Here is a 19,067-nt window from a genome sequence, read left to right on the forward strand (position 1 = left end):
TATTAAGTAGCATTTTATAGAAGGGGGACTATAGTGATATTTATAACAGTTGGAACTCAAAAATTCCAATTTAATAGATTACTTAAAGAAATTGATAGATTAATAGAAGAAGAGAAAATTACAGAAGAGGTATTTGCTCAAATTGGATATAGTGGGTATAAGCCTAAAAACTATAATTATAAAGACTTTATAGATAGGGATGAATTTGAAGATATAATAAAAAAATGCAAAATTATAATAACTCATGGAGGGACAGGATCTATTATTGGGGCAGTAAAACAAAGAAAAAAAGTAGTTGCAGTTCCAAGGTTAAAGGAATTTGGTGAGCATGTAGATGATCATCAAATTCAAATAGTTTCAGAGTTTGAAAGTATTGGATTTATAGAAGCTGCTCAAAGTGTTGAAATGCTAGGTAATACTATTGCTAATATAGATAAGTTAGAATTAAAAGAATATATTTCAAATACAGATAACATTATAAAAGAAATAGAAGTATTTATAAGGAAAATATAAAGCTAAAGATACTAATAGTAAAACTATCTATATAAAAAGAGGAGAGTTTATTGATTTGAATATATTATATTTAAATAACTCTGTACATTTAGGGGGAGACACTAAGTGCATTATAAAGCTTTCCAAGGAGCTTAAGCGTAGTAATAAGATTATAGTGGGAAGTAACGGTGGCAGCTTAGAAAGTGAATTTCAAAAAATGGGGATTAAACATTATAAAATAAAGCCTGTAAGTAGTATAAATATTTTCAGTATAATTTTTAATATTATACTGATTATTAAAATAGTAAAAAAAGAAAGTATAGATATTATACATAGTCATCATAGAATGACTACGTTAATGTCAAAGATAGCATCAAAATTTATAAAAGTAAAAGTGGTTCATACTCAGCATTTATGCATTGAAAATAAATTTTATTTAACTAGGATTTCGCTAAAAAATATAAAGACAATAACTGTGAGCCAAGGAGCTAAGGAAATTTTAAAAAGAAAATGTAAGTTAAATGAAAAAAATATAACAAATATATATAACAGCATAGAAGTAGAATGTAAAAATAAAGAAATAGATCCCCAATTATTAGAATTAAAAGAAAAAGGATTTTTTTTAGTAGCTCAAATAAGTAGGATTATTGATTACAAAGGAGTATACGATTTTGTAGATGTAGCAAGAAGTACTGTTAAAATTAATAAGGATATAAGATTTCTGTTAATTGGAGAAGGAGAAGAAAGTGAAAATTTAAATAAATATATAAAGCAAGGTAATTTAGAAGAGTATGTATATATGTTAGGAAGCAAGGACAATGTTATTGAACATTTAAAATATATAGATTTAATTTTATTATGTTCTTATATAGAGGGGTTACCATTAGTACCATTAGAAGCATTTTCACAGCAATTACCTGTTATTGCTACAAATATAGAAGGTACAAAGGAAGAAATAGTAGATGGAGAAAATGGATTTTTAGTTGAAGAAAAAAACATAGAAAAATTTACTGAAAAGATAAATGAAATCTTTAATAATGAGGACTTGTATAATTCATTAAAAGAAAATGCATATAAAATATTTAAGGAAAAGTTTGACGTAGATAGATATATAGCAGAACATATAGTTTTATATAATGAAGTATTATATGCGAAATAAATAAGGAGATAAGTATGTTGCTGTATAAACCAATAGCACATAAAAAAGAAAAATTAATATTTAGTTTATTTTTTATGATAGTAATAATCAGTCAAGGTATAAGAGGAAGATTAAATAGTATAACAAATACAAGTATATTCAACTATCATTTAATTCCAATAATACTAATTATATTAATGTTCATTAAAAGAAGTAATAAAGTAAGTAAGAAAAATTTTATTTTAATATTTTCAATAATTGGTTTTATAGGAATAGGATTTATAGCTAATAGATATAGTATATCTCAGCTTATAAGAACTACAATTGGATTTATACTTCCATTACTAATGTTATTAATTAATTATAAAGATGTAGACACAAATTATCTTTTACCTAAAATATTAAAGACATTTAATATATTTATTAATATTACTTTTTTAATTCAAATAATTATGAGCATAAAATATGGAAGAACTGGTGGAATAGTAGGACATCCTTTAACTTCAGGATGGTATTATGGGATATTCATAAGTTTAAATTGTATTTATTATAAATATTTTAATAGTAAGAAAGATTTTTTTATAATTAAGGATATACTAATTGCTTTAATAGGAACTGTTTTAGCATCAGGAAGAATTTCACTTATAATAGTGCTTATATTAAGTTTACTATATGCAATTAGTTGTTGTAGAAATAAAGTAATTCCATATGTTATTTTACCTATAATACTCATAGTATTTTTATCGACTTCAATAGTTGATAAATACATATGGGAAAAATTCAGGGCTACAGCTTCTTGGGGAGATATAACTAATGGAAGGTTACTTGGAATAAGAGAAATGAAATTTTTTAATGTATATCCTAAGTTTTTTACTGGAAAAGGTGTAGGGTATTCCAATTATATAAGTCAATACTTATTTGAAGTTGTAAATTTTGAAAACCCAATAATTATGTTTTCTTTTGATTATGGAATTATAACTGCAATAATGTTACTAATTGTTTCATTTATTTACCCAGTACAAAACTTTATAAGAAGTAAAAATATTTTATTAGCTATTAATTTTACTTCCATATTTATAATTCCATTCACATATAACGGATTAGCAGAAACAGTGGGTATATTTATAGTGTTGATATTTATTATTTATATATTTTTAATAATAAATAATGGAATTAAAAAGATTAATAAATTATAAAATAGAAAATCCAAAGGGGCTCGGTTCGTTAGCCCCTTTGGATTTTGTATTTTTGTTGTAAATAGAAAGTAAATTAATTGGAGGTAAATGTGTCATAGGGATTGTAACTTCGGACTAGAAAAATACAAATTCTAAAAATAATCCAAGTATATAAAAATAATCCATTTCTTATGTAATGAAGGAAATAAAATCTAAAAATATTAAAAGTTTAAATAAAGAATATTCTAAATTAAATTAAATAAGGTGTGATATTATAAATACATAAGATGTAAAGCATTACAAAAGATTGCGGTTTTCATCAAAGGTAAAGACCAATAAAATATTATATATGTAATTTAATATGGAGGGGTTTAAATGAGAATTAAAAAACTAACATCAATTTTGTTAGCAGCAACACTAACTTTAGGATTAGTAGCATGTGGAGGAAAGAGTGATAACACAGGCAATACTACAGGAGATAGTAAAGACAATAAGATAACAATATGGGCATGGGATGAAGCTTTCAATATAGTAGCGGCAAATAAAGCTAAAGAAATATATCAAAAGGAAAATCCAGATGCAGAAATTGAAGTTGTAACAATGGCTCAGGATGATATAGTGGCTAAATTAAATACAAGCTTATCTTCTGGATCTTATGAAGGGCTTCCAAATGTTGTATTAATTGAAGATTATAAAATTCAAGGATATTTAACAGCATATCAAGATGAATTTGCAGATTTATCTTCAGTAGCTAAGCGAGAAGACTTTGCAGATTATAAGACAGGTGTTAATTATGTTGATGGTAAATTATATGGAATACCTTTCGATAGTGGAGTAGCAGCAACATTCTATAGAACAGATTTAATAGAGCAAGCTGGATACACTAAGGAAGATATGCAAAACTTAACTTGGGAAAAATATATTGAAATAGGTAAAGCAGTAAAAGAAAAAACAGGAGTTGCAATGTGTACATTAGATCCTAGTGATATAGGACAAATCAGAATGATGTTACAAAGTGCAGGAGCATGGTATACAGATGCTGATGGAAAAGTTTCTATAGCAGATAATCAAGCATTAAAGGATTCTATAAAGATATATAATGATTTAGTGAAATCAGGAATTACAAAACAAGTAGCAGATTGGGATCAATTTGTAGGTGCATTTAATAATGGTGAAGTTGCATCAGTAGTTACTGGTTGCTGGATTGGACCTTCAATTAAAAAAGCTGAAGATCAAAGTGGAAAATGGGCAATAGCAGCATTCCCTAAGATGGCAAGTAATTCTAAATCAGTTAATGCATCCTCAATAGGTGGAGCAGGTTGGTATGTTCTTAAGAATGTTGGAAATACAGATATGGCAGTAGATTTCCTTGGAAAAACATTTGCTTCAAATACAGATTTAATGAATGATTTAGCAGATTCTATAACTTTAGTTAGTACTTTAAATAAAGCTGCTGAAGCTTCAAATTATTCAAAGCCAAGTGAATTTTTCAGTGGACAAGAAATATTTAAAGATTTTGCAGATTGGACAAGTAAAGTACCTTCAGTAAATTATGGTTTACACACTTATGCAATAGAAGATATTATGACTGAAGCTGTTCAAGCTATAGTTAATGGAGCTGATGTTGATTCAACATTAAAATCCTTCCAAAGTCAAATAGAATCAGCAGTAGCACAATAATAAATAAAAAAGAATTATCATAAGGAGAGTAGCCATTTATTAAAATAAAATTAGTAAATGGCTATTTCTTGTATAGGGGGAGTACACTTGAAAAGGAGTAATAAAAATAGGAGTCTAAATTATAAATTAGATAGAAAAGCTTGGTTATTTGTTATACCAAGTATCATACTAGTAACTGTATTTGTGTTTTATCCAATGATACAAGCCTTTATAACATCATTACAAAGCGGAATGGGCAATAATTTAAGCTTTGTTGGAATTGATAACTATAAGAGATTACTTACAGATTCAACATTTAAAAAGGCATTATTTAATACGGTATTATATTTAATAATTCAAGTGCCAATTATGATTATATTAGCACTTGTTATATCGGCTATACTAAATGATAAGAAATTAAAAGCTAGGGGGTTTTTTAGAACAGCAATATTCTTACCATGTGTTACATCTCTTGTAGCATATTCAATTATATTTAAAAGTTTATTTGCAACAGATGGGTTTGTTAATGCATTTTTAATGAATATAAATGTTATATCACAACCAATAGCATGGATTACTCATCCAATATGGGCTAGAGTATTAATTATAATAGCAATAACATGGAGATGGACAGGATATAATATGGTTTTCTATTTAGCAGGAATGCAATCAATTGATGATTCAATATATGAAGCAGCTGAAATTGATGGAGCAAGTGCTTTTATGAGATTTAAATCTATAACACTTCCATTATTAAAGCCTATAATTTTATTTACAACAATAAATTCTACAATAGGAACATTACAATTATTCGATGAAACTGTGAATATAACAAATGGAGGGCCAGCAAACGCAACAATTACTATTTCACAATATATTTATAATTTATTATTTAAATATTCACCAAACTTTGGATATGCAGCAGCAATTTCGTATGTAATAGTTCTTATAATAGTAATACTATCATTTATTCAATTAAAAGCAGGAGGGGATAAGGATGAGTAGAAAAAATAGTAAGGGTGTAAGTAAGCTAGTAAGTTTTATAAAATATACATTTTTGATTATTTTATCTTTTGTATCAATTTTCCCATTTATTTGGATGATAATAGCTACAACTAATAAGTCTGTTGATGTTACAAGAGGTACTTTGATACCAGGAAGCTATTTTTTTGATAACTTAAAAAATCTTTTAGCATCAGATCTTAAATATACGGTAGCCTTCAAAAATTCTTTTATAATTGCAGTTATCACAACAGCATTAGCTATGTTAGTTTCTTCATTGGCAGGTTATGCATTTGAAATATATAAAACAAAAACCAGAGATAAGATATTTAATTTTATATTATTATCTATGATGGTACCATTTGCAGCATTAATAGTTCCTTTGTTTAGATTATTTAGTAAGATGAATAATATTCCTGGATTAAAAGGAATATCATTAAATACTCATGGTGCAGTAATAATTATTTCAGTTGCAACAGCATTTTTAATTTTCTTCTTTAGACAAAATACAAAGACTTTTCCAAAGGATTTAATGGAAGCAGCAAGGATAGATGGACTCGGAGAATTAGCTATATTCTTTAGAATCTATATGCCAACTATGAAATCAACTTATGCAGCAGCTACAATAGTTACATTTATGGCTAGTTGGAATAGTTATTTATGGCCACTTATAGCATTACAATCACCTGATAAAAGAACCTTACCACTTGTAATATCAGCTTTAGGTTCATCATATACACCAGATTATGGAATGATAATGACTGCTGTTGTAATAGCAACATTACCTACAGCTTTAATATTCTTCTTAATGCAAAAGCACTTTGTTGCAGGTATGACAGGCTCAATTAAGGGGTAGTTAAAAGATAATTAAAAGTAAAAGTTTCAAAAGGAAATAAAAAAGAAAGTGGGCAACTGGGGAAATGTAATTGGGATTACTTTGGAGGTTCATTTTCTTTCTTATAATAAATGTAGAAAAATATAAGGGATTGGAGAGAGTTATATTGGATAAAAAAATAGATTTGCATGAAAAAATAAAAGGTAAAATACAGTCAAGAAAATTAGACTTAAAACAAAACTTAAGCCCAAGTTTAGATTGGTTGGAAGATCCAGAAATTTTTAGAATTAATAGAATAGATGCTCACTCAGATCATTTATTTTATGAGAAGAGGGAAGATTTAAAGTTAGGGTATAATATGCCACTTAAGCAAAGTTTAAATGGTAAATGGAAATTTTCTTATGCTGTTAATCCAAGTAATAGAATTAAGGATTTCTATAAAGAAGATTTTGACTGTAGTAGTTTTGATTATATAAATGTTCCAGGACATATTCAAATGCAAGGATATGATAAGTGTCAATATATAAACACAATGTATCCGTGGGATGGAGTAGAAGAATTAAGACCACCCCATATTTCAAAGGATTATAATCCAGTTGGAAGTTATGTTAAGTATTTTGAATTAAATGAAGAATTAAAAGATAAAAATGTTTATATTTCATTCCAAGGAGTTGAAACAGCATTTTATGTATGGATAAATGGAGAATTTATAGGATACAGTGAAGATACTTTCACACCATCAGAATTTGAAATAACGAATTATTTAAACAACGGAGAAAATAAATTAGCAGTTGAGGTTTATAAAAGAAGCAGTGCAAGTTGGATAGAAGATCAAGATTTTTGGCGATTCTCAGGAATATTTAGAGACATTTATTTATATGCAATTCCAAAGTACCATGTGCAAGATTTATTTGTAAAGGCTGGATTAGATGATACCTATACTAATGGGAAATTAAATATAAAAATGAAATTAACAGGGTTACTTGAATGTGGAGATTTTCAGGTGCAAGCTTATTTGAAAGATAGCAATGGAAAGTTAGTTCATAATTTTAAAGAAAATGAATTTATTATTGATAGTAGTAGAACTATTAATAATAGAAGCAATAATTTCAATGATTGCACAAGTGATAATAATAGTGAAATTAACGATATAAATAATAGTAAAGATATTAATGATGATATTATTTTTAATAATAAATTAGCTTTATGTGAGAATAATATTGGTAGAACAAATGATACTTATACAAAAATAAGAATTAATACAACAATAAATGAAGTTAAGCTTTGGAGCGCTGAAGAACCAAATTTATATAATTTATATATTGAAATCTTAGATTCTGAAGGAAATTTAATAGAAATAGTACCTCAAAAAGTTGGATTTAGACGCTTTGAATTAATTAATAATATTATGTGTTTAAATGGGAAAAGAATAGTTTTTAAAGGTGTAAATAGACATGAATTTAGTTCCAAAAATGGACGTGCAATAACAAAAGAAGATATGTTGTGGGATATAAAGTTCTTAAAGCAAAATAACATAAATGCTGTAAGAACATCACATTATCCTAATCAAAGTTTTTGGTATGATCTTTGTGATGAATATGGAATTTATTTAATAGATGAAGCTAACCTAGAAAGTCATGGATCATGGCAAAAGATGGGGGCTTGTGATCCAGAATGGAATGTGCCAGGTTCAATTCCAGAGTGGAGAGAGGTTGTAGTAGATAGGGCAGAATCAATGCTTCAAAGAGATAAAAATCATCCATCAATTTTAATATGGTCATGTGGTAATGAATCTTATGCAGGAAGTAATATTTTAGAAATGACAAAGTATTTTCATAAAAATGATGATAGTAGATTAGTTCATTATGAAGGAGTATTTTGGAATAGAGAATTTGATGAAATAAGTGATATGGAAAGCAGGATGTATGCAAATCCATTGGATATAGAAAAATATTTAAATAATAATCCTAAAAAGCCATATATAAGTTGTGAATATATGCATGCAATGGGAAATTCCTGTGGAGGAATGAAGTTATATACTGATCTTGAAGATAAATATCAAATGTATCAAGGTGGATTTATATGGGATTATATAGATCAAGCAATAGAAGTAATTAATAAGGATGGCAAAAAGGTATTTGCATATGGTGGAGATTTTGATGATAGGGCAACTGACTATTGTTTCTGTACAGATGGAATTATTTATGCAGATAGAACTATATCTCCAAAAGTTCAAGAGGTTAAAGAACTTTACTCAAATGTAAAACTTATTCTAGATAATAAAGGGTTTACTATAAAAAATAACAACTTATTTATTGGAACAGATAAGTATGATTTTATTGCGTATATAGAAAAAGAAGGTAGCAGAGTATTTGAAACAGTTATTAAAGCTGATGTTGCACCAGGGACAGAGAAGTATATTTATATAGAATATCCAAATATTGAAGATTTTGGTGAATATACTTATAATATATCTATGAGATTAAGTGAAGATTCGTTATGGGCAAGTAAGGGATTTGAAATATCTTTTGGTCAATCAGTTTATATTATTGATGCTAATGGATATAAAAAAGTTGATAAACTAATTAACTTTAGTAATAGCAATAATGAAGCCAATAAAGCTAATAAAGAAAATGAAAATAATGTGGTAAATAATGAAGAAAACAACATAATACATCAAAACTTAGATTTAAGTTCGAACTCTAGCCATAGCAAAGTTTTAGATTTATGCTCTAGGTCAACATTTAGAATAATTCATGGAGATGTGAATATAGGAGTAGTTGGAAAAAACTTTAGAATGATGTTCTCTAAGCAAGAAGCAGGATTAATTTCTCTTTGCTATGAAGGAATTGAATATATAACAAGAGTTCCAAGAACTTCATTTTTTAGAGCAACTACAGATAATGATAGAGGTAATGGTCATAATTTTAGAACATCACAATGGCAAATTGCAGGTATGCATCAAAGGTTAGAAAGGTTTGAATGTATAGAAGAAAATGATAAAATAATATTAACCTATACTTTTGAAATGCCAACAAGTGTTAAGACTAACAATGTAGTTAAATATACAGTAACTCCAGATGGAAATATAGAAGTAAATATACACTATAAAGGTGTACAAGGGTTATCAGAATTGCCTATATTTGCTATAGATTTTAAGCTTAAAAAAGAATTAAGCAATTTTGAATATTATGGGTATGGTCCAGATGAAAATTATATAGATCGTAATAATGGAGCAAGACTTGGAAGATATAAAAATAGTTCTATAAATAATCTTTCAAGATATTTAATTCCACAAGAATGTGGTAATAGAACAGGTGTAAGATGGGCAAATGTAACAAATAACAAAAATGAAGGCCTATGCTTTAAATATGTAGATATGCCATTTGAATTAAGTGTATTGCCATATAGTGCATATGAACTTGAAAATGCTATGCATATAGAAGAACTTCCACAAATTAATTATACTTGGGTGCGTATAATAGCAAAACAAATGGGAATAGGTGGAGATGATAGCTGGGGTGCTTTAGTGCATGATGAATATACAATACTATCTAATGAAGATATAAATTTAAAATTTATTATATGTAAGGCTTAGTATCTAATGTCCCTGGATTTCCAGAAGATTTGGCCCCAGGGGCATTGCTCCTGGGGATTAATTTTTTACAAAATGAGAGGGTGTTATTATGAGTAAAAATTATTGTAAAGTTTTAATAGTAGAAGATGAATTTATTATGAGGCAGGGAATTAAGCATATGCTTGAATGGGAAAAAGAAGGCTTTACAATAGTTGGGGAGGCAACAAATGGGCAAGAAGCTCTAGATTTAATAGAGAAACTAAAGCCTAACATAATAATTTCAGATATAGTTATGCCCATATTAAATGGAGTTGATTTTTCTAAAGTTGTGCAAAAGAGATATCCTGATTTGCAAATTATAATTTTAAGTAGTTATGATAATTTTGAATATGTTAAAGATACTCTTCTAAGTGGAGCTGTAGATTATATATTAAAGCCAACTTTAAACCCAGAACAATTATTAGTAACCTTAAAGAAGGCAGTTGATAGGATACCAGGACTAGAATTAGTTAAAAATGAAGATATATATTATAACAATTTAATTGAAAGATATTTACTTGGATTTGATTCTAATCTAGATGTTAATAAATTTAAAAATTTATTTCCTGATACTTGTTTTAGAATTTTGGGGATAAATTTAAAACAATCATTTGGAAAGAATAAGGAAAGTATAAAGAGAATTAAAAGAAAAGTAGAAGAATTTTTTATTTTGAATAAAAACTATTCTTATCTAAAGCTGATTATTAATGATGAAATACTTCTATATATAATTAATTATAAAGTAAGTAATGATAAAGAAATAGTAGATAAAATTAAAACTCATATCGAAAGAAATATCTTTCCTCAAGAAAATATATTATTTATAATTACACCTAAATTTGATAACATTTGCAAAGTTAAAGATATTTATAATGAAAAATTCATTCCATATCTAGCTCAAAAATTTTACTATAAAAGTGATTTCTTATTAAATACAGAACGTATAGAAATTAGAAGTAAGATAGAAAAATTTGATTCAAATAAATATTTAAATTATATAAAATCAAAAGAATTTAATTCAGCAATTAATATGATAAAGGAATATGTGGATTATGCAATAAATTCAATGATGGATGAGTACAAGCTTAAAAATCTAGTTAAGAACTTATTATACAATGTAGTAGTAAGCTTGGAGTCTTATGATATAGAAACGGATGAACTTAGGCAATTATACTTTAAGAAAATAGACAATGCAGCATATTCACAAGATTTTGCTGAAGAAATAAATCACATAATTTTAGAACTCAAAGATATTATTTCTAAGAATGTAAATATGGAAGAACAAAGAATAAAAGAGATTTTAGAATATATTAATGAGCATTATGATAAGCCTTTAGAGCTTAGCGATATATCAAAAGCGTTTAATTTTAATTATTACTATCTTTCATTTTACTTTAACAATCACTGTAAAGAAGGATTTTCAGAATATTTAAACAGAATTAGAGTTGAAAAAGCTTGTGAGCTATTGAAAGAAAATAAGGCATATGTATCTGAAATAAGTAGTATAGTTGGATATTCTGATCACAGTTATTTTTGTAGAGTTTTTAAGAAAATAGTAGGATATACTCCAAGCAACTATAGAAGGTTAAATCAAATTAAAGGAGTTTTAATTAATGAAAAAGAATCTGAAAACAAATAGCCTGTTTTTTAAAATATTATGCGTTGTTGTTGCTGGAGTTATTTGTGTATCAGTTTCAATTAGTTATATTATAATAAATATTTCAAAAGGGATTTTTACTGATACCTATAGTGATTCTCAGAAAAAAATATTTGGACAAGTAAATGATAAAATATATGATTTTCATGCTGAACTAGTTAAAGTTATAAACTCTGTAAATTCACATAGAGCTTTTAAAACATATTTTACTGAAGAAAACCTAGAAGTAGAGGAAATGTCTCAAACTATATTTGATCTAAAAAGACAAATGAAATCTGCATTAGCTACTAATACATATGACATAAGTGTATTAATATTAGGGTTGAATGGTTCATCATTTTTAAATAGATCAGAGCTTTTAACTATTAGGCCAAATGAAATATTGAGTATGGATATATCCCAAAATTCATTAGGCAAAAGCGATACTATACTATATCAGTATTTAGAAAATGGTTTTACATCTTCTACAAAGGATGAACCTGTAATAGTTATAACCAAAACTTTGAATTTAAAGGATGGCGAACCATATGGAATTATTTATTTTACTATAAAAGAAAAAGATTTTGAAAAGTTCTATGATTATTTTACTTTAGAAATAAATGATGTAGTTTTGTTAAATGAAAATAATGTTGTTTTATCTTCAAATAAAAAGGAAAACATCGGAGATGTACAGGAGGAATTTAAAGAAAGTATAGAAGAGCTTGTTTCAAAAGAAGAGTTAAGTAAAATTTATAATAGTAATAAAAATACTATCTTGATTCAAAGGCTTCCTTATTGTAATTTAACTATCTGTGGTACTGTTGATAATCATAAGGCATTAGGTAAAATGTATGATATTGGCAATATAATGCTAATTTGCTTCGTGATAACATTGTGTATTTTGATAGGTATATTTTTAATAGTTAGACAAATGACAAAGCCTTTATACTTACTTACTGAAAAGATGTCTAATGTAAGAGATGGAAAATTTGATGAATGTATAGAGGTAAGTGGTCCAGAGGAAGTAAAAGAATTATCATCTACATTTAATTATATGATAAAGGATTTAAATAAATATATACATGAGCTAGTTAAGGTACAAAAAGAAAAGAGAGCAGCAGAAATACATGCCTTACAGATGCAAATAAATCCACATTATATTTTTAATACTTTATCAAGTATTAAATGGCTCATATGGCAAGGAAATAATGATAAATCAATAAGTGCCTTAGATTCATTTATAAATTTACTAAGAAATACAATTAGTAAGACAGATGAATTTATTACTATAGAAGATGAAATAGAAAATATAAAGAACTACGTATTTATTAATAATATTAGATACGGTGATAGAATAAAAGTTGAATATTTTATAATGCCTGATTGTAATGATTACTTAGTTCCTAAGCTAATATTACAACCATTTATTGAAAACTCATTCTTTCATGGTTTTCCATCAGATGAGGAAGGAAAGATACAAGTTTTCATAAAGGAGCAAGGTGAAAATATAAAAATAGAAATATATGATAATGGTGTGGGAATAGAAGAAGAAACCTTAGAAAAAGTAAAAGAAAAAAAAGAAACAAAAAATGATCACTTTAGTGGAATAGGTGTAAATAATGTTGATAGTAGAATTAAACTTATTTATGGAAATGAATATGGAATAGAAATAAAAAGTAAGCTAAATAAAGGAACAACCGTGACGATTTTATTACCTATGAAGAAGTAGAAATTATGCTTGTTATATCGATATGAGAATATAATAATAGATTATTTAGTTCTTAATTATTATAATAGGAAATTAAATGATTTTAAGAGTGCTATATTTTAAATTGGAAATGAATATAAATATTTAATTTATGGTGAAGTAATTATATAATATTAGTATTATAATAAATTATATAAAGCCTAGTATAATTTTAAAATGTGGAAGAGGTGATTGTTTGCTTAATAAAATAGACTATAATTTAGAGGAAGATATTATAGAAGAAATAAAAGAAATATCTAGAAAATATCATAATATTAAAAAAGTAGTTTTATTTGGTTCAAGAGCAAGAAAAGATAACTCACCTAGAAGTGATATTGATTTAGCGATATATTTAGATGTTAAATCTTCAGACCTGTTAGAATTTATTGAAGATATAGAAAATAATACAGCTACCTTATTAGAATTTGATTTTTCAAATATGAATTCAATAGAGGATGAGGTATTTATTGAACAAGTAAATAAAGAAGGGATAGTTATATATGAGAAGCATTGATTTTAAGTATATGAATTTAAAAAAAGCTTATTCAAGATTAAAAGAAGTCAGTGATTTATATGATGGGAAAAATGATATAATAAGAGATAGTTTAATACAAAGATTTGAATTTACTTATGAATTAACTCATAAAACCTTAAAGGAATTTATGAAGTATTTAGGAGTTACCCTAGAAAACTCATTTCCACGTACTATTTTTAAGAAGGCATATGTGAATAATTTGATTTCAGATGATAAAGTATGGATAAATTTATTAGAAGATAGAAATTCTACGTCACATATTTATAATGAAAATATGTCTAATGAAATAGCAGATAGAATAGTTAATAAATATGTTGATGCTATTGGCGAGTTAGTAGAGAACTTAGAAAAGCTATTATAAGTTTTTAAAAATAATAAAAGGCCTCAGGGGTACTGCCCCTGAGGCTAAATGTTTTTATTTATAAATATTTTTCAAAAAATTCTTCTTCTGGTGTAAATAAATAGATAAGCCCTTCTAAGAAACTTATTAATTCAATAATTCCTATAATACCTGTAAAACTTAATATTAAATATAGTATTCCAATCTTATATTTACCTAAGTAAATTTCTGAGCACCAAACATTCCAAAGAAAATTGCAAGAAAAGCGGCTATATACTTACTAAAATCACTATTTAATATATCTATATTATAACGTATTTTTAGACGCTATAATATATAAGAAAATATTATTTAATTGAGAAATAAAAGGTATATATTTTCAAGTTAATTGAAATGTTTATATAGAAATTTGTATAAGTTTTATTATTAACGTAAGAAAAATTATTTTTATTAATCTTTATATATAAAGTTTATTATAATTTGCAAATCTAAATGAAAACCTTATAGTATTGTGCAATGATTTGGTATTGTTAATAACAAGCAAAAAAGTGATAATGAAAACGAGGGATGAAGATGAAAGAAAGAGCAAGAAGTATATTAGAATCAATCTTAGAAAAGGGAAGTATAAAATCTAAAACTTTAATTGAAGAATTCAATATATCAAAAAGAACTCTTTATTATGATATTGAAGATATAAACTATTTTATAAAAGACTGTGGCGAAGTAAGAAATATAAATCATGCATTTTCATTTATAGGAGATTACAACTTGCTACATAAAAAGCTTTATATTGAAGAAGATGATTATATAAATATAGAAAATAGAAAAAATTATATTCTATATAAAATACTTAATGAAGAAAAAGTCACAATAGAAGTTTTATCTAACGAAATGATACTTTCTAAAAATACTATAGTTCAAACCTTTGAATATTTAAAGAATGATCTTAGAAATATGGGGTTAACATTAGTTTATAAGAAAGGTTATAAAATAGTTGGTGATGAAACAAAAATAAGGGACATTTACATACTATTGATGGAAGAAGATAGGGAGTTGTTAAAAGATTATAATAAAAAAATACTAGATTTTGATAGTAAGTGTTTTCTTAAACTTACCGATTATTCTTTAACTAATCTTTCAAAGTTTGCAGAGTTTATAAATAGAAGAATAAAAAATGGATATACAATAAATTCTTATAAATTTAAATCTGATGTAAAAGGCTTTGAGTATTATAATTTGACTAAAACTCTTTTGAGTGAAGATGCTAATGAAGAAGAAATATCATATTTATGTGCATATATAAGTACACTTCCAAGTCTAAATAATAATGTTTCTGAGGATATAATTGAAAAATATGTTGATAAATTAATAAGAAGATTTGAAGTTAATACAGCTATTCAATTAGAAAATAAAAATGTATTTAAGAAAAATATTAAAAGACATTTATTGTCTTCATATTACAGAATAAGATTTAGATTCCCAATAAGTAATCCTTCATTAGAAGAAATAAAAAGAAAACATGATTCCTTATATAAAATAATTAAATCTATTTTAGAGGATAAAAATGACTTCCCAGATTTTATAGGGATAAGGGAAGAAGAAATAGGTTTTATTGTAGCATACTTTGGAGGATATTTAAGAGGTACTGAAACAGAGGTAGATATACGCAAAAAAGTGTTAGTTGTATGTCCTAATGGATTATTAATATCAAAAAATATTGAAATTCAATTATATAAGTACATTCCTGCTATAGATATTATAGGAGTTATGTCAATAAAAGATATGCAATGTTCTGATATAGATTATGACTATATAGTTTCAACAGTAGAAATCCCCAATAAAGAAAATGTTATAGTAGTAAATCCAATGTTAACTAAGTTAGATATTAAATTATTGATGGATAAATTAGTAACATTTAACCAAAGTAATTTACAATTTAATATTGAGCTAATAATGCAAGCAATAAAAAGGAATGCAAATATAATAAATTACGATAATTTGAAAAATGACTTAATAAAAATAATATATCAAATGGACGAAAAGGAGGCATACCAACCAATGTTAAAAGAATTAATTAATGAGCAAAGAGTAAGAAAAGTATCTAAAGTTAAAGATTGGGAGGAGGCTATCAAAGTTGCAGCAAGACCATTATTAGAAGATGGATCTATAAAAGAAGAATATGTGGAAGCTATGATAGAAAGTATAAAAAAACATGGTCCATATATAGTACTAGCTGACAGGTTTGCTTTACCTCATGCAAATGCAAAAGAAGGAGTTAATAGATTATCGATGTCCTTATTAACTGTAGAAGAAGAAGTAGATCTTTTAGGTAAGCCAGTAAATATATTCATGGTTCTTGCAACAGTTGATAATAATAGTCATATAAAGGCTTTAGCTTCATTATCAGAACTTTTATATGATGAAGAAAACTTAAAGATTTTTAGAGATGGTGATTCAAAAAAAATATTAAAAATTATAAATGATCAAAATTAGGAGGTATTATATTATGAAAATTTTAGCTGTTTGTGGGTTTGGAGTAGGTTCTTCAATGATATTAAAGATGTCAATAGAAAAAGTGTTAAAGGAAATGAATATAAGTGCTGAGGTAAATAATACTGACATAAATGATGCAAGAGGAGCAGATTGTGATGTTATATTAACTAGCGCAGAGCTTCATAGAGAATTAGAAGGTACATGTAATGTTCCTGTTTATCCAGTAAAAAAATATATGGACTTAGTAGAAGTAAGAGAAGTATTAGAGAAATTCTTAAGTGAACGTTAGGAGGAGATTTATATGGACTTTTTAATCAATAATGTGCTACGTAATCCACCACTTTTATTAGGATTAATAGCTGCTTTAGGATTAATATTGCAAAAGAAAAAATTTGCTGATGTTGTTAAAGGATCATTATTAGCTGCATTTGGAATGGTAATACTAGATCAAGGAACATCAATGCTAGTAAGTGCTATATCCCCTATAAATAATGCATTCCAAGCTCTAAGTGGAGCAGGGGCAGTAGCTGAAGGATTAAATGATGCTACATTTACAGCAAGTTATGGTGGTACAGTAGGATTAGCAATGTTTATTGGACTTGTACTACATTTGTTAATAGCTAGATTTACTCCAATAAAAACAATATTCTTAACAGGGCATATGTTATGGTGGTTCCCATTTATATTTGTAGCAGCTGGTGTTGAAGGTGGATTAGATGGTTGGATTCTTATAGCTTTTGCTGCAATTGCTTCAGCTTTATATTGGTCAATTATGCCTTGGTTATTAAGAAAGTATGTCAAGGATGTAACTGGTGATGAATCTTTCACACTTGGACATCCAAGTGGAATGTTAGCTTTAATATCTGGATTTATTGCTAGTAAAGTAGGAAATAAGGAAAAATCATGTGAAGATTTAAAGTTACCAGCAGGACTTTCTTTCTTCAGAGAAATTTCAATTACAGGTGGAATAGTAATATTTATTATGTTCATAGTAGTTGGACTTGCTATACCAGAAGGTCTTGGTGATATACAAGAAAATATATTTATTTATGCAATTAAACAAGGATTTACATTTGGTGCTGGATTAATAGTAATGTTACAAGGCGTAAGAATGTTAATTAATCAAATAGTTCCTGCATTTAAAGGAATATCTGAAAAAGTTGTTCCTAATGCATTACCAGCATTTGATTGTCCTATATTATTCAACTATAAACCAAATGCTGTATTAATTGGATTTATTACAGCTATGATAACTTCAACAATAGTAATATTAATTTGTAATTACTTCAATGTATTTAATATTTTAATAATACCATTAGTTATAACTTCTTTCTTTGAATGTGGAGCAGCAGCGGTTATAGGAGAAGGACAAGGTGGTCTTAGAGGAGCTATAATTGGTACAATGGTTGCAGCAATAGTAATGGTTATTTTAGTAGGTATCTCAGCTGTTGTATATTCAGGAACAATCCAAAATTGGATATTAATATTTGGTGGTAATGACTTATCATTATTTGGAATATTAGGAAAGTTAATTTCATCATTTCTTGGAGGTTTTTAATAAGATATGGCTTTTAAGTATATTGATAAAATAAAAGATTTAATAGATGTAATTGAAAAAGAAGAAAAAGAAAATATGGAAAAAGCTACAGAAATAATTGTTAAAGCTATATTAAACAAAAAAGCTATATTTTCTTTTGGAGCTTCTCATGCAGGAATACTAACAGAAGAACTTTATTATAGAGCTGGAGGTCTTGTAGTTATTAACCCTATATTTGCAAGAAATCTTATGTTAGATACTTCTCCAATTACTATGACTAGTGAAATGGAAAGATTAGAGGGTTATGGAACTACTGTAGCTAATAAAACTAATATATCTGAAGGTGATATAGTTATAGTACATTCAGTTTCAGGACGTAATCCAGTAAGTATAGAAATGGCAATTGAGTCTAAGAAAAAAGGTGCAACAGTAATTTGTATTACTAATTTGAGTTATTCTAAAGATGTGTCGTCTAGACATTCATCAGGTAAAAATTTATATCAAGTAAGTGATATAGTAATAGATAATCATGGTGAAAAAGGTGATGCATGTGTAGAAATAAGTGGGTTAAATCAAAAAGTTAGTCCTACATCAACTGTGGCTGCAGTTACAATAATGAATTCTATAATTGCAGAAGCAACAGAATTATTAGTTAAAAATGGAATGGATAAGCCACCTATATTTTACAGCGCCAATATAGATGGCGGAGATGAATTAAACAAAAAAATATTTGAAGAATATAGAGATGTAATACATTATCAATATTAATTATAAAAGGATCACATTAAGAGTTAAATTTAATGTGATCCTTTTATAATCCGTATTTAGTAATTTTTATTTTAGTAAAATTGCTGTAGTTTTA

At 26.7% G+C, this 19,067-nt stretch carries 15 protein-coding genes; all 15 read left to right on the plus strand.

From position 1 onward, the window contains the following. Window positions 1-33 precede the first annotated feature (33 nt). The 15 genes from pssE to J2Z25_RS08635 all read left to right on the plus strand — a co-directional run bounded on the left by pssE (window position 34) and on the right by J2Z25_RS08635 (window position 18,973). Window positions 34-513 carry a PssE/Cps14G family polysaccharide biosynthesis glycosyltransferase gene (pssE, locus tag J2Z25_RS08565; protein ID WP_097033211.1) on the plus strand — a complete coding sequence of 160 codons (480 nt, stop codon included), beginning with the start codon at window positions 34-36 and terminating at the stop codon, window positions 511-513. A 55-nt stretch (window positions 514-568) separates the two neighbouring features. Then, window positions 569-1,651, plus strand: coding sequence for a glycosyltransferase (locus J2Z25_RS08570; RefSeq protein WP_209739779.1), 1,083 nt, complete (start codon window positions 569-571; stop codon window positions 1,649-1,651). 14 nt (window positions 1,652-1,665) lie between these two features. Then, entirely contained in the window at window positions 1,666-2,826 is a 1,161-nt protein-coding gene (locus J2Z25_RS08575; protein WP_209739782.1) for a hypothetical protein, read from the plus strand. 354 nt (window positions 2,827-3,180) lie between these two features. Continuing rightward, on the plus strand, window positions 3,181-4,485 hold the full coding sequence (locus tag J2Z25_RS08580; RefSeq protein ID WP_209739785.1) for an ABC transporter substrate-binding protein: 1,305 nt from the start codon (window positions 3,181-3,183) through the stop codon (window positions 4,483-4,485). An 87-nt stretch (window positions 4,486-4,572) separates the two neighbouring features. Further along, window positions 4,573-5,469, plus strand: a complete 897-nt coding sequence (locus J2Z25_RS08585; RefSeq protein WP_209739789.1) for a carbohydrate ABC transporter permease — start codon at window positions 4,573-4,575, stop codon at window positions 5,467-5,469. Then, window positions 5,462-6,322: a carbohydrate ABC transporter permease gene (locus J2Z25_RS08590; RefSeq protein ID WP_209739792.1), complete on the plus strand. Its 861-nt coding sequence runs from the start codon at window positions 5,462-5,464 to the stop codon at window positions 6,320-6,322. Before J2Z25_RS08585 ends, J2Z25_RS08590 begins: the two co-directional genes overlap by 8 nt. A gap of 187 nt (window positions 6,323-6,509) precedes the next feature. Continuing rightward, a complete protein-coding gene (lacZ, locus tag J2Z25_RS08595; protein ID WP_209739960.1) occupies window positions 6,510-9,899 on the plus strand; it encodes a beta-galactosidase, LacZ type in 3,390 nt (1,129 codons plus the stop codon). Window positions 9,900-9,987: 88 nt separating this feature from the next. Then, entirely contained in the window at window positions 9,988-11,556 is a 1,569-nt protein-coding gene (locus J2Z25_RS08600; protein WP_209739795.1) for a response regulator transcription factor, read from the plus strand. Beyond that, complete coding sequence (locus tag J2Z25_RS08605) at window positions 11,531-13,282, plus strand: sensor histidine kinase (protein ID WP_209739799.1); 1,752 nt, start codon at window positions 11,531-11,533, stop codon at window positions 13,280-13,282. The genes J2Z25_RS08600 and J2Z25_RS08605 overlap by 26 nt, the downstream gene beginning before the upstream one ends. A gap of 214 nt (window positions 13,283-13,496) precedes the next feature. After that, window positions 13,497-13,814: a nucleotidyltransferase domain-containing protein gene (locus J2Z25_RS08610; protein ID WP_209739801.1), complete on the plus strand. Its 318-nt coding sequence runs from the start codon at window positions 13,497-13,499 to the stop codon at window positions 13,812-13,814. A gap of 10 nt (window positions 13,815-13,824) precedes the next feature. After that, the gene (locus J2Z25_RS08615) at window positions 13,825-14,196 is read left to right on the plus strand and encodes a nucleotidyltransferase substrate binding protein (protein ID WP_245173208.1); all 372 of its coding nucleotides are present in this window, start codon (window positions 13,825-13,827) and stop codon (window positions 14,194-14,196) included. 552 nt (window positions 14,197-14,748) lie between these two features. Further along, complete coding sequence (locus tag J2Z25_RS08620) at window positions 14,749-16,668, plus strand: BglG family transcription antiterminator (protein ID WP_209739806.1); 1,920 nt, start codon at window positions 14,749-14,751, stop codon at window positions 16,666-16,668. Between the two features lie 13 nt (window positions 16,669-16,681). Next, window positions 16,682-16,957 carry a PTS sugar transporter subunit IIB gene (locus J2Z25_RS08625; protein ID WP_008680557.1) on the plus strand — a complete coding sequence of 92 codons (276 nt, stop codon included), beginning with the start codon at window positions 16,682-16,684 and terminating at the stop codon, window positions 16,955-16,957. 12 nt (window positions 16,958-16,969) lie between these two features. After that, window positions 16,970-18,226 carry a PTS ascorbate transporter subunit IIC gene (locus J2Z25_RS08630; RefSeq protein WP_099345857.1) on the plus strand — a complete coding sequence of 419 codons (1,257 nt, stop codon included), beginning with the start codon at window positions 16,970-16,972 and terminating at the stop codon, window positions 18,224-18,226. Window positions 18,227-18,232: 6 nt separating this feature from the next. Then, entirely contained in the window at window positions 18,233-18,973 is a 741-nt protein-coding gene (locus J2Z25_RS08635; protein WP_209739812.1) for an SIS domain-containing protein, read from the plus strand. The last annotated feature ends 94 nt before the right edge of the window (window positions 18,974-19,067 follow it).

Origin of the sequence: Clostridium tertium (genome assembly GCF_017873245.1) — a bacterium.
Lineage (GTDB): Bacteria > Bacillota > Clostridia > Clostridiales > Clostridiaceae > Clostridium > Clostridium tertium.

Coding starts and splice junctions, on each gene's coding strand:
- J2Z25_RS08575 (WP_209739782.1), top strand. CDS start 1,666: ATGTTGCTGTATAAACCAATAGCACATAAAAAAGAAAAATTAATATTT.
- J2Z25_RS08580 (WP_209739785.1), top strand. CDS start 3,181: ATGAGAATTAAAAAACTAACATCAATTTTGTTAGCAGCAACACTAACT.
- J2Z25_RS08590 (WP_209739792.1), top strand. CDS start 5,462: ATGAGTAGAAAAAATAGTAAGGGTGTAAGTAAGCTAGTAAGTTTTATA.
- J2Z25_RS08600 (WP_209739795.1), top strand. CDS start 9,988: ATGAGTAAAAATTATTGTAAAGTTTTAATAGTAGAAGATGAATTTATT.
- J2Z25_RS08605 (WP_209739799.1), top strand. CDS start 11,531: ATGAAAAAGAATCTGAAAACAAATAGCCTGTTTTTTAAAATATTATGC.
- J2Z25_RS08615 (WP_245173208.1), top strand. CDS start 13,825: ATGAATTTAAAAAAAGCTTATTCAAGATTAAAAGAAGTCAGTGATTTA.
- J2Z25_RS08620 (WP_209739806.1), top strand. CDS start 14,749: ATGAAAGAAAGAGCAAGAAGTATATTAGAATCAATCTTAGAAAAGGGA.
- J2Z25_RS08625 (WP_008680557.1), top strand. CDS start 16,682: ATGAAAATTTTAGCTGTTTGTGGGTTTGGAGTAGGTTCTTCAATGATA.
- J2Z25_RS08630 (WP_099345857.1), top strand. CDS start 16,970: ATGGACTTTTTAATCAATAATGTGCTACGTAATCCACCACTTTTATTA.
- J2Z25_RS08635 (WP_209739812.1), top strand. CDS start 18,233: ATGGCTTTTAAGTATATTGATAAAATAAAAGATTTAATAGATGTAATT.